The sequence below is a fragment of the Amycolatopsis sp. CA-230715 genome (assembly GCF_018736145.1).
Taxonomy (GTDB): domain Bacteria; phylum Actinomycetota; class Actinomycetes; order Mycobacteriales; family Pseudonocardiaceae; genus Amycolatopsis.
In genome coordinates, this window is the sequence record NZ_CP059997.1 from 5,330,778 (window position 1) to 5,342,837 (window position 12,060).

Below are 12,060 nucleotides of genomic sequence, written 5' to 3' on the forward strand. Positions count from 1 at the left end.
TCTCACGCTTCCCCGTGTTCTTGCTTCATTTTGGCGAAGCACTGGTTTGCCTCTTCGTCTTTTTCGTCGTAGTTCTTTCGTGCTATGGTCATTGCTTCAAGTGCTTGCTTATAACCGTCTACCATCAAATCTATGTTCGGCAGCAAGGAGTTAGTTCCGTCGATAGCTGCTTCTACATTGAATCCGGCTACCATGTCGGCGTAAGGAAAGTCGCCAAGAGGGGCTCTTTCGCCGAGCGTCCACAACTTGCGTCGAACTCCTTGCCATTCATTTATGAATTTATTGCACGCTTTTTGGTACTGCGTGAACCCATCTTCGTTTATCGCGAAGCCGCCGTTGATTGCGGACTGCTTGAGATCGTGGGCTCCGGAGTTGAATGCCTTCACTTTGTTTGTGTCCAGCGGAGATATTCCCTCAAGTCCGCCAAGTGTGCTCTCTTGTTCCTCTGTAGGTTGCGCGGGCCTTGCTTCTCCCCACTGAGTGCCTTGTGTCATCGTAGTCTCCCAAGTAACTGAACTTCGGCCATTGCGGCCCAGGAAAATCGTTATCCCCTGGGAAGCATTGGCTCTAGCCGTGTTGCCAACTGGTCGGCTAGTTGGCAATCCTCTGCGGCGGTGGTATTGCTCACTGCTGTAAGCAACGCGTTCGCTTGCGGCTTTACCTCGAGTCGAATGGCGCAGCCGCCCTTGACCTTGCCGAGGTCGCTCATTTGCAGTGCTCGACGTCCGTTTACGGTGCCTACTTTTGATGATCCGGAGTTTGTTGGGGTTTCAGTAAACGGTATATCCGGGTTTAGTAGAAGCATTACGTCGGAACCATCTGGCTTGTGGGTCGAGCAGGCCAATTTCTTGTTGACGATATCCGGCGCCACGGGTGGGTAATCAAGCCCTTGAAGCACTTGCTCCAACAGGTCGCATGGTTTCAGACTGGCGAGTGGGTTGGCTACGGAGGTGGGTGGTGCCGACGGGGCTGTGGTCGGTGTTCCTTGGACGGCTGTGGAGCAGCCGCCTGCGGCCAAGACGAACGTTGCCGCCAGGACGAACCGCGATACCTTGCTCATCTGCCCCTCGCGATGACTGTCTGTGTTCCCTGCGTGTTCGGCTAGTTACTGTAGCTGTTTTCCGGTGTCCCTGGCATGAGGTTCGCGGAATCTCATCGCCGGGCTTCTTCAATGGTGTTGAGCAGCCAGTTGCGCAGGTGCGAGCCGTTGGTCGGGATCAGGCGTCGCCGGGTTTGGCCGTTGCCGGTCGGGGTGTTGAACACGGCGAAGCGGCCGCCTTCGCTGTCGAAGAACAGGCCGGTGCCCTGGTGGGCGAGTGTGCCGCCCGCGGTGGTGCGCACGGACAGGTCGAGCACGCCTGCGCGGTGCATGGGCCATTGGCTGAAGGCGCGGGAGTCGTCGTCACGGCGCGAACGGCTGGGGCCGGGGTCGACGATGAGGCCGGGGAGCGGGTCGTCGTCGGCGGGTTCCGGGGCCGGGCCGCCGGTGACGACGGTCAACTCGCGCAGCGGCACGGGCCGGTAGTCGGGCAGCGAGCCGATCACGCTGTCGACCAGGCGATCCGCTTTGACCTGGCGGAACAGCACGCCGGGGTCCTTCGCGGCGGAGAAGACGCCGAGCCCGCCGGCGATGGTGGCGCGATAGAACACCCTCGGCTGGCCCTTGAGGAACTGGTCGGCGTACATCACGATCAGGACGTCCGGTTTGGTCCACGCCCGGATGGTGTCCTCGACGTCAGGATCGAGTTTTTCCCCGGAGGCGAGCCCGCGTTCCCGCAACGCGGCCCAGGCTTCGGCCATCGCCCGCCGGTGCTCGGTCATGGTGTGCCCGGCGCTGAGGATTTCGTACGGATGCCAGTTGCGCGGTAGCCCGGTCCGCTCCACGACGGCTTCGATCTCCGTCAGCGACAGCGCGAACTCTTCCGGCACGGTGCTCCCCCCGTAGTCGTCTCCGCACTCAGGGTACCGGCACGATTTCGCGTCCGAGCGGGATCAGCGAAACCGGCACCATCTTGAAGTTGGCGAGCCCGAGCGGGATCCCGATGATCGTGATGCACAGGAGGCACCCGGTGACGATGTGCCCAATCGCCAGCCACAGCCCGCCGAAGATGATCCAGATGATGTTGCCGATCAGGGAGAACACCCCGGCGTCACGGCGGTCGACCACCCTCCTCCCGAACGGCCACAACGCGAAGCCCGCGATCCGGAACGACGCGAGGCCGAACGGGATCGTGATGATCAGCACGCAGCAGATGATGCCTGCGACGACGTAGCCGATCGCCATCCAGATGCCGCACAGCACCAGCCAGATGACGTTGAGTATCGCGTTCACGAAACCATTGTGCCCCTGGCTCAGGCGTGCAGCTCGCCGGTGACGACCGTCACCGCCTGCCCGGACAGCTCGACGCGATCGCCGCGGACGGTCGTCCGGACCGTGCCGCCGCGCGCGGACAGCTGTTCGCCGACCAGATCGGTGCGGTCGAGGCGCTGGGACCAGTACGGCGCCAGCAGGCAGTGCGCCGACCCGGTCACCGGGTCCTCCGGCACTCCGACGCCGGGCCCGAAGAACCTGCTCACGAAATCGGCGTCGCCGGCGCCGGGCGCCGTCACGACCAGGCGGCCGGTGGACGTCGCCAGTATCGCGTCCATGTCGGGCCGGAGCGCGCGCACTTCTTCAGCGTCGCCGAGTACCGCGAAGAGGTTTTCGCTGCCTTTCGCGACGAATTCGGCGGTGACGCCGGGTAGCGCCGCTGAGAGATCCTCGTCGGTCTCGGCGAGCGTGTCAGCGGGGAAGTCCATCGTGATCCATCCCGCGTCGGCGCGGGTGCGGAGCTGGCCGCTGCGCGTGTCGAAGACCTGGTCGCCGCCGAGGACGTGCGCGGTCGCGAGGGTGGCGTGGCCGCACAGATCGACCTCGGCCGCCGGGGTGAACCAGCGCAGCGGCAGCGCTTCCTCCCCGCCGGTGACCACGAAGGCGGTCTCCGAATGCTTCATCTCGGCGGCAACGGACTGCATCCAAGCCGGGTCGGCCGGTTCGTCCAGGAGGACCACCGCGGCCGGGTTTCCGGCGAAAGCCTTGTTCGTGAACGCGTCGACGAGGTAGATGCGCATGGGAGCACGGTAACCCGTGTGGTCGTCACGGGCACGGTCGATACCCGGCGTGGCGGAGGTCACCGCGCGTTGATTTGTTTGTCAACGGGGAAACATCCAGAAACGTTCCTGTGGCAGTTACGTTGGATTTCCGCCGAACCGCCTGTTCATTCGCGGAAGGAAATCGATCGTGCTGAATGACGTCGTCACGCCCATGGCCGACTACTACGACCGCATACGTGGTTGGGAAGAAGCCTACTGGAAATACAACGAAGCCGACCAGAGAATGGGGAACCGTCCACCCGTGCCCGAGCTGGTGCAGGAGTACGTCTCGGTCACGCGCGCGGTCGCGCGCGCATGGCGGAACCTGGTGGCCGAGCGCGATCAGCCGTGGTGGGTGCTGGCGGCCGTCGACTCCGCGGCCGAGGCGTTCGAAACGCAGGCGCGGGAATGGGAATCGTGCTGGCTCGACCGCGTGGCCGACGCGCCTGCCGAAAACGGGCTCGCGGTTCGCCCCCACCCCGAGTGTCGCCCCGTTCCCGGGCGGCGGTATCCCCGGCGGCTCTCGTGATCGCTTTTCCGCGCATGATTTCCCTGGTGCGGGCGAAATGCCGTGCCGTGCCGGGGCCGGTGTGGGTGATCGCGATCGGGTTCGGCGCCATTCTGGTGGGCACGAGCGGGTTCTACGACTATTCGGGTGACGAGTTCTACTTCCTGGCGATCGGGAAGCACCTCGCCTGGGGGTACGACGACCAACCGCCACTGGTGCCGCTGCTGGCCAGGGGAATATCCGAGATCTTCCCGAATTCCCCGGTGTTTCTGAGGCTGCCTGCGGCCGCGTTCGCGGTGGCGGGAGTGGTGCTGGCCGCCCTGCTCGCGCGGGAGTTCGGCGGGAGCCGCCGGGCGCAGGCGCTCGCCGCCGCAGCCTACGTCAGCTCACCGCTCATATGGTACCAGGGCAGCCTGTTGAGCACCGCGACGATCGACACGGCACTGATCGCGTTGATCGCGTTCCTGCTCGTGCGGTGGACACGGCTGCGACGGGATGGCGCACTGCTGATCGCCGGGCTGGTCACCGCGGTCGCGTTGCAGGTCAAGTACCTGGTACCGATCTTCTGGGCAGCCGTGCTCGGCGCACTGGTCCTCTTCGGACCGCGCGAGATGCTGCGCAGGCCGATGCTCTGGCTCGGCTTCGGCTTCGCCGGGACCAGCAGCGTTCCGGCCGTGCTCTGGCAGTCGCGCCACGGGTGGCCGCAGCTGGAGATGACCAGGGCGATCGCCGCCGAGCAAGACGCGTACTTCGGCGGCCAGGGCTTGTTCCCGCCCTTCCTGTTCGTCCTGGTGGGAATCGTCACCGGTGCGGCGACGGCGGGTTTCGGCCTGTGGACGTTGCTTCGGTCACCACGGCTGCGGCCCTATCGGTTCCTCGGCTTCGTCCCGCTGGTACTGGCCGCGGCCATCTGGCTGGCCGATGGGCGGCCGTACTACGTGGCGGGTGTCCTGCCCGTGTTGTGGGCGGCTGCGGGCGTCGAACTGGAACGGACCGGGCCCGAGCGGTGGCTCCGACCGCTCTTCGCGACCCCGGTGTGGGTCGTGTCGACCTTGCTGGGCGTGGTCGCGTTCGTGCCCGCCTACCCCGGCGCGGTCGCCGAACTCAACCCGCTGACGCGAACGCAGATGGGCTGGCACGAGTTCGCGGCGGACATCGCGCGCCAAGCGCACGAGCTGACGCGCGCGGACGGTGACGTCGCTGTGCTTGCCAGGCACTACCCCCATGCCGCCGCGCTCGACCACTATCGGGAAGAACTCGCGCTGCCCCCGGTCCACAGCGGCGGACGGAGCTACTGGTACTTCGGCGCGCCGTCACCGCAGACCCGCACCGTCGTCGCGGTCGGGTACGACAGCGCGTTCCTCCGTGCGATGTTCGCCGAGGTGGTCAGCGCCGGAATGGCGGACAACCGCTACGAGAACCTCGTGCTCGGCGCCCAGCCGGTGTGGATCTGCCGGGATCCGGCCCGGCCGTGGTCCGAGCTGTGGCCCGCTTTCCACACTTTGCGGGTGGTGGACTGAGCCCGTCATGCCGACGTGTTCTTCGGTTTGCCGGTGAAGGTGATCTCGCCTTCGGCGTGGATGCGCTCGATCATGTGCGGGTAGTGCAGTTCGAACGCGGGCCGCTCGGACCGGATGCGCGGCAGCTCGGTGAAGTTGTGCCGCGGCGGCGGGCAGCTGGTGGCCCATTCCAGCGAGTTGCCGTAGCCCCACGGGTCGTCCACCGTGACGAGCTCGCCGTAGCGGTAGCTCTTGAACACGTTCCAGATGAACGGCAGCGTGGAGATGCCGAGCAGGTACGCGCCTACCGTCGAAATCGTGTTCAGCGCGGTGAACCCGTCGGTGGCCAGGTAGTCGGCGTACCGGCGCGGCATGCCCTCCGCGCCCAGCCAGTGCTGGACGAGGAACGTGCCGTGGATCCCGATGAACGTGGTCCAGAAGTGCCACTTGCCGAGCTTCTCGTCCATCATGCGGCCGGTGATCTTCGGGAACCAGAAGTAGATCCCGGCGAACATCGCGAACACGATCGTGCCGTAGAGCACGTAGTGGAAGTGCGCGACGACGAAATAGCTGTCGGACACGTGGAAGTCGATCGCGGGCGCGGCCAGCAGGACGCCGGACAACCCGCCGAACAGGAACGTGACCAGAAAGCCCACCGAGAACAGCATCGGTGTCTCGAACGTCAGCGTTCCCTTCCACAGCGTGCCGATCCAGTTGAAGAACTTGACCCCGGTCGGTAACGCCACCAGGAACGTCAGCAGTGAGAAGAACGGCAGCAGCACGGCCCCGGTGGCGTACATGTGGTGCGCCCACACCGCCACCGACAGCGCGGCGATGCCCAGCGTCGCCCAGATCAGTCCTTTGTAGCCGAAGATCGGTTTGCGGCTGAACACCGGGAAGATCTCGGACACGATCCCGAAGAACGGCAGGGCCAGCACGTAGACCTCGGGGTGGCCGAAGAACCAGAACAGGTGCTGCCACAGGATCACACCGCCGTGCGCGGGATCGAACACGTGCGCGCCGATCAGGCGGTCGGCCAGCAGGCCGACACCCGCGGCGGTCAGCAGCGGGAACACCATCACCACCAGGATGCTGGTGACCAGGATGTTCCAGGTGAAGATCGGCATCCGGTACATCGTCATGCCCGGCGCGCGAAGGCACACCACCGTGGTGATCATGTTGACCGCGCCGAGAATGGTGCCGAGCCCGCCGACCGCGATCCCGACTATCCACAGTGTACCGCCGATGCCTGGCGAGTAGATGGCGTTGGACAGCGGGGTGTAGGCGAACCAGCCGAAATCGGCGGCGCCGCCGGGGGTGAGGAAACCGCCAAGCATGAGCAGGCCGCCGAACAGGAACAGCCAGAACGAAAACGCGTTCAGCCGGGGGAAGGCGACGTCCGGCGCGCCGATCTGCAGGGGTACCAGGAAGTTGGCGAAGCCGAACACGCTGGGCGTCGCGAACAGCAGCAGCATCACCGTGCCGTGCATCGTGAACGCCTGGTTGTACTGCTCTGCCGAAAGGAACTGGAGTCCTGGCCTGGCCAGTTCGGACCGGATCAGCATGGCCATGATGCCGCCGACGAGAAAGAAGGCGAAGGTCACCACGAGGTACATGACGCCGATCACCTTGTGGTCGGTGGTGCGGAAAAGGATCAGCAGAACAGAACCCCGAGGTGGTCTTTTCTCGACGTTTCGACGGTCTGTCTTCAGCGGCGGCGCGGTCACCATAATGCTCCCGGAGCAAAGTGCGGTTGTTTCGAGAAAACGTCCGCGGCGCGAAGAGTGGAAGAAGAATCCGCGGTCGTGGTCACGCTCGCAGTCGATCGACCGGAAGACAATGATGATTCGTTGACAAACCCGGAAACGCTCAACCGAGTTCGAGTAGCAGTTCGGTTAGTTCGGCGGGCATCGTGATCATGCAGTCGTGCCCGGTGGCCAGTCCCCGCACCATCGCCGGTGCGCCGTTGGGCTGCGGATCGGTGACGCCGAACAGGCCCGACGGCAGTTCGGGTGGCGGTGGCACCCGCCAGCCGCTTTCGGATCCCCAGTCTTGGTCACCGGCAGCACGTCGGCTGCGCTCTCGCCGTCCTCCGGGACCTCGTTGGCCGCGGACGAGATGACCGGTCCGGCGTAGCTGTGCCCCACGAGCACCACGTCGGTCAGGTCCTCGTCGAGGATCAGCCGGACGATGTCGTCGACGTGCGTGTCGAGCCCCACTTCGGGGGTGAGCAGATGCGCCTTGTCGCCGTAGCCGGTCAGCGACGGCACGAGCACCCGATGTCCGGCCAAGGTCAGCAGCGGGGTCAGCCGATCCCAGCACCGTCCGCTATGCCAGGCACCGTGAACCAGTAGATATGTCGACATGGATGTCGGCTCCAATCGTGAGTGGTGTCGTCTCCGGTCTGGCATTATGGAGAAGAAGTGGGACGTCGTCCCGTTTGACGATACGGGACAGCGTCCCGGTTAGCCAAGGCTGGTGAAGGGACGAGATGGACGACGGCGGAGCGGGCGCCCGGCCCAAGCGGGCGGACGCGCGGCGCAACGAGGAGACCCTGCTCGCCGCGGCGGCGAAGGTTTTCGTGACCTCTGGTGTGGAGGCGCCGATCCGCGAGATCGCGGCTGAGGCCGGTGTCGGCACGGCCACGATCTACCGGCACTTCCCGACCAGGGCGGATCTCATCGTCGCCGTCTACCGGCACCAGGTCGAGGCCCTCGCCGAGGCAGGGCCCGCGCTGCTGGCGAACGGCTCCAGCGCGCATTCCGCGCTGGAGCGGTGGATGGACCTGTTCGTCGACTTCCTGGTCACCAAGCACGGGCTCGCCGGGGTGCTGCAGTCCGACGACCCGTGCTTCGACCCGTTGCATTCGTACTTCCTCGAGCGGCTCGAACCGGTGTGCACCGCGCTGCTCGAAGCCGCGGCGGGTGCGGGCGAGATCGAACCGGGTCAAGACGCCCACGAGCTCATGCGCGGTGTGGGCGGGCTCTGCGCCGGTGCGGGCGGGAACCACCGCTACGACGCGCGGCGGCTGGTCGGGCTCCTCATCGCGGGGCTGCGCCGGGCGCCTTCGTGAGTGGCCAGGCCGGTCCGTGGTTCTTAGACTCCCGTCTAGTCATCGTCGACTTCAGGAGGCGCCATGCCCGTTCCCAGCTACGCCTCGGGAATTTCCGCCGTCGCGCTGCTCGGTGACACCATCGGCGGCAACTTCGATCGCACGGTCCAGGCCTTCGGCGACCGCGACGCGCTCGTGGACCGCGCCGCGGGCAGGCGATGGACCTACCGCGAACTCGCCGACGACGTGAACGCGCTGGCGCTGGGACTGCTGGACGCCGGGATCGCGAAGGGCGACCGCGTCGGCATCTGGGCGCCGAACTGTGCCGAGTGGACACTCACCCAGTACGCGACGGCGAAGATCGGCGCGATCCTGGTCAACATCAACCCGGCGTACCGGTCGCACGAGCTGGAGTTCGTGCTGAACCAGGCGGGAATCCGGCTCATCGTCGCGGCGGAGCGCTTCAAAACCTCGGACTACGCGGGCATGATCGAGGCGGCGCGGCCGAAGTGCGCGGCGCTCGAGCAGGTCGTGCTGCTGGGCGGCGACGCGTGGAAATCCTTGCTGGACAAGGGAAAACAGGCCGACGTGACGAAGCTCGACGAGATCGCGAAGACGCTCGCGGCCGACGACCCGATCAACATCCAGTACACCTCGGGCACCACGGGCTTCCCCAAGGGCGCGACACTGAGCCACCACAACATCCTGAACAACGGCTTCTTCGTCGGTGAGCTGTGCGGCTACACGGAAGCGGACCGCGTCTGCATCCCGGTGCCGTTCTACCACTGTTTCGGGATGGTGATGGGGAATCTGGCGTGCACGAGCCATGGCAGCTGCATGGTGATCCCGGCGCCGTCGTTCCAACCGAAGGCGACGCTGGAGGCCGTGCAGGCAGAGCGGTGCACATCGCTGTACGGGGTGCCGACCATGTTCATCGCGGAACTGGCCGAGCCCGATTTCGCTTCCTACGACCTGGCGACGCTGCGCACCGGCATCATGGCGGGCTCGCCGTGCCCGGTCGAGGTGATGAAGCAGGTCATCGAGCGGATGGGGATGGCGGAAGTGTCGATCTGCTACGGCATGACGGAAACTTCGCCGGTGTCGACGCAGACCCGCGCGGACGACTCGGTGGAGCGCCGCGTTTCGACGGTCGGACGGGTCGGCCCGCATCTCGAGGTCAAGGTCGTCGATCCGGAGACCGGGCTGACCGTGCCGCGCGGCGAGCCGGGTGAGCTGTGCACGCGCGGGTACTCGGTGATGCTGGGGTACTGGGAGCAGGACGACAAGACCGCGGAGGCGATCGACAGGGCGCGGTGGATGCACACCGGTGATCTCGCGATCATGGACGGCGACGGCTACGTCAACATCACGGGCCGGATCAAGGACATGGTGATCCGCGGCGGCGAGAACCTGTACCCGCGCGAGATCGAGGAGTTCCTCTACACCCACCCCGATGTCTTGGACGCGCAGGTGATCGGTGTGCCGGACGCGCGCTACGGGGAAGAGTTGATGGCGTGGGTCCGGATGCGGGAGGGCGCGGAGCCGCTCACGGAGGAGGCGCTGCGCGAGTTCTGCACCGGAAAACTGGCGCACTACAAGATCCCGCGGTACGTGCACGTCGTGGACGAGTTCCCGATGACGGTGACGGGCAAGGTGCGGAAGATCGAAATGCGGGAGAAAGCGGTGGAGCTGCTCGGGTTGCAGGACCTGCTGACGGCCGAGCACGCGTAGGGCGCCCGGGAAAGCTTTGGCGGGGCCCGGATCGCACGAACGGACCGTTCGTACGCCTAGGGGAGCCCCTGTTTTCAACATTACCGCGCGGCACCGACAATTCGGGCCTGCTCGCCATGCGGCCTTCCGTGCCCGCACAAAGCTGGTGGGATCCGTACGAACGGACCGTTCGTACGCCCAGGGGAGCCCCTGATTTCAACGTTACCGCGCGGCACCGACAGTTCCGGCGTCTCGTTCAGGCCCGGTGCCGGTTCAGGTAGGCGAGCACGGCGAGGACCCGCCGGTGCCCGCTTTCCCGCGCGGGGAGGTCGAGTTTGGTGAAGATGTTGCCGATGTGCTTCTGCACCGAGGAATCGGAGAGGAACAGGCGGTCGCGGATCGCCGCGTTGTCCTTGCCCTGCGCCATCAGGTCGAGCACCTCGCGCTCGCGGCGGCTCAGCGAATCGACCGGGTCGTTCGCGCGCCTGGTGAGCAGCTGCGCGACCACTTCGGGGTCCATCACGGTGCCGCCGTCCGCGACCCGCGTGAGCGCTTCCACGAAATCGTTGACCTGGCCGACGCGGTCCTTCAGGAGGTACCCGACGGCACCCGCGCCGTCGGCGACCAGTTCGGTCGCGTAGGTCGTTTCGACGTACTGGGACAGCACCAGCACCGGGAGCGCGGGCACCTTCCGGCGCGCTTCGATGGCCGCCCTGATGCCTTCGTCGCGGAAGGTGGGCGGCATCCGGACGTCCACGATGGTGATGTCCGGCCGGTGTTCCACCGCGGCGGCGACGAACGCGTCACCGTCCGCGACGGTCGCGACGACCTCGTGCCCCGCCCTGGTCAGCAACAGCGTGAGCCCTTCGGCGAGCAGCACGCTGTCCTCCGCGATCACCGCGCGCACGGCAGCTCCACGACGACCACGGTTGGCCCGCCTTCCCTGCTCCGCACCGACATGCTCCCGTCGAGCGAGGCGATCCGGCGGCGCATCCCGCTGATCCCGCTGCCCTTCTCCTCGTCGACCCCGCCGTTGCCGTTGTCGCTCACCTCGACCCGGAGCCGGTCGCCCGCCCGGCGGACGTCCACCACCGCGAACGTCGCCCCGCTGTGCTTCGCGATGTTCGTCAACGCCTCCGACACCGTGAAGTACGCGGCGGCTTCGACGGCGGCGGGCAGCGGTCCGGGGTCTTCGAGATCGGCCTGCGCGGGCACCGCCGAATCGGCGACGAGCGAGCGTAGCGCGCCCACCAGCCCGCGATCGGTCAGGATCGGCGGGTACATCGTCCTGACGATGGTGCGCAGCTCACCCATCGCGGCCTCGGTACCGGTGCGCGCCTCCTGCAGCAGCGTCGCCGCGGTTTCGGGCTCGTCCTTCATCGCCTGCTCGGCGATCCCGAGCCGCAGCGCGATCGACACCAGCTTCGCCTGCGTGCCGTCGTGCAGATCGCGCTCGATCCGCCGCAGCTCGGCGCCGTGCGCGTCCACCGCGCCCGCGCGGGTCTCGGTCAGTACCTCGACGCGCTCGGTCAGCTGCTCGGTGCTCGAGCTGTCCAGCACGAAACGCGTCAGCGCGGCCCAGCCCTTCGCGATCACGGGCGTGCCGTAGACGAGCGCCAGCACGCTGAACACGAGCACCGGGATCCCGGAGCCGAGCGCGGCGGGCCAGCTGTCGATGGGGACGTCGAAGACGAGCATGCTGTCGCCATCGTCCTGGACCCACCAGAACGCCATCGCGTAGACCGCGGCGACGGGCATCGCGGTCAGCACCATCATGGCCAGCCCCAGCGGCAACCCGATCACGACCTGGAGCACCACCCACAGCAGGTCACGGTAGGTGGTCGGATCGGTGACGAGCTGGCGCAGCCACGACAGCGGCCCGCCGGTGAACCCGTTCAGCCGCAACGGGATCGGCTCGCCGATGATCGAGCTCGCCCAGCGCCGGTGCAGATCGGTCCACAGCCGCACCCCGAGCAGCGCGACGGGGATCAGCACGAGGCCCAGCCCCAGCAGCACCATCGACATCCCGGCCAGCAGCAACACGAACGGGATCAGCATCGCCACCAGCGCCGCCGGGACGAGCGCGAGCAGGTACGGCACCGTCCGTACGAGATTGACCACCCTGCCGATCATCGCGATATCCCCTTCCCCGTTCCGGT

General features: G+C 66.5%; 13 protein-coding genes. 4 read left to right on the plus strand and 9 right to left on the minus strand.

The annotated features are described in order from the left end of the window. Positions 1–2: 2 nt before the first annotated feature. The 5 genes from HUW46_RS25730 to HUW46_RS25745 all read right to left on the minus strand — a co-directional run bounded on the left by HUW46_RS25730 (position 3) and on the right by HUW46_RS25745 (position 3,111). Complete coding sequence (locus tag HUW46_RS25730; RefSeq protein WP_215541384.1) at positions 3–494, minus strand: hypothetical protein; 492 nt, start codon at positions 492–494, stop codon at positions 3–5. Between the two features lie 50 nt (positions 495–544). Beyond that, complete coding sequence (locus HUW46_RS49085) at positions 545–1,060, minus strand: DUF3558 family protein (protein ID WP_442860855.1); 516 nt, start codon at positions 1,058–1,060, stop codon at positions 545–547. Positions 1,061–1,152: 92 nt separating this feature from the next. Further along, positions 1,153–1,929: an ESX secretion-associated protein EspG gene (locus HUW46_RS25735; protein ID WP_254124906.1), complete on the minus strand. Its 777-nt coding sequence runs from the start codon at positions 1,927–1,929 to the stop codon at positions 1,153–1,155. Between the two features lie 28 nt (positions 1,930–1,957). Then, positions 1,958–2,332, minus strand: coding sequence for a YccF domain-containing protein (locus HUW46_RS25740; RefSeq protein ID WP_215541385.1), 375 nt, complete (start codon positions 2,330–2,332; stop codon positions 1,958–1,960). A 20-nt stretch (positions 2,333–2,352) separates the two neighbouring features. After that, positions 2,353–3,111, minus strand: coding sequence for a PhzF family phenazine biosynthesis protein (locus HUW46_RS25745; RefSeq protein ID WP_215541386.1), 759 nt, complete (start codon positions 3,109–3,111; stop codon positions 2,353–2,355). Positions 3,112–3,280: 169 nt separating this feature from the next. Here HUW46_RS25745 and HUW46_RS25750 point away from each other — a divergent pair, with 169 nt between their 5' ends. Together HUW46_RS25750 and HUW46_RS25755 are read left to right on the plus strand one after the other, a co-directional pair. Then, positions 3,281–3,661, plus strand: coding sequence for a hypothetical protein (locus HUW46_RS25750; RefSeq protein ID WP_215541387.1), 381 nt, complete (start codon positions 3,281–3,283; stop codon positions 3,659–3,661). Positions 3,662–3,675: 14 nt separating this feature from the next. Next, positions 3,676–5,160: an ArnT family glycosyltransferase gene (locus HUW46_RS25755; protein WP_215541388.1), complete on the plus strand. Its 1,485-nt coding sequence runs from the start codon at positions 3,676–3,678 to the stop codon at positions 5,158–5,160. A gap of 5 nt (positions 5,161–5,165) precedes the next feature. Here the strand turns inward: HUW46_RS25755 and ctaD are convergent, their stop codons facing one another. Continuing rightward, a complete protein-coding gene (ctaD, locus tag HUW46_RS25760) occupies positions 5,166–6,869 on the minus strand; it encodes an aa3-type cytochrome oxidase subunit I (RefSeq protein WP_215541389.1) in 1,704 nt (567 codons plus the stop codon). Between the two features lie 186 nt (positions 6,870–7,055). Next, a complete protein-coding gene (locus HUW46_RS25765; RefSeq protein ID WP_331477139.1) occupies positions 7,056–7,550 on the minus strand; it encodes an alpha/beta fold hydrolase in 495 nt (164 codons plus the stop codon). A gap of 80 nt (positions 7,551–7,630) precedes the next feature. Here HUW46_RS25765 and HUW46_RS25770 point away from each other — a divergent pair, with 80 nt between their 5' ends. Both HUW46_RS25770 and HUW46_RS25775 read left to right on the plus strand, forming a co-directional pair. Further along, complete coding sequence (locus HUW46_RS25770) at positions 7,631–8,212, plus strand: TetR/AcrR family transcriptional regulator (protein ID WP_215541390.1); 582 nt, start codon at positions 7,631–7,633, stop codon at positions 8,210–8,212. A gap of 63 nt (positions 8,213–8,275) precedes the next feature. Then, positions 8,276–9,922 (plus strand): AMP-binding protein, encoded by a 1,647-nt coding sequence (locus tag HUW46_RS25775; RefSeq protein ID WP_215541391.1) that lies wholly within the window; start codon positions 8,276–8,278, stop codon positions 9,920–9,922. Positions 9,923–10,157: 235 nt separating this feature from the next. On the opposite strand, the gene HUW46_RS25780 is transcribed toward HUW46_RS25775, so the two are convergent. Both HUW46_RS25780 and HUW46_RS25785 read right to left on the minus strand, forming a co-directional pair. Further along, positions 10,158–10,808: a response regulator gene (locus tag HUW46_RS25780; RefSeq protein WP_215541392.1), complete on the minus strand. Its 651-nt coding sequence runs from the start codon at positions 10,806–10,808 to the stop codon at positions 10,158–10,160. Beyond that, positions 10,796–12,034 (minus strand): sensor histidine kinase, encoded by a 1,239-nt coding sequence (locus HUW46_RS25785; RefSeq protein ID WP_215541393.1) that lies wholly within the window; start codon positions 12,032–12,034, stop codon positions 10,796–10,798. The genes HUW46_RS25780 and HUW46_RS25785 overlap by 13 nt, the downstream gene beginning before the upstream one ends. Positions 12,035–12,060 lie beyond the last annotated feature (26 nt).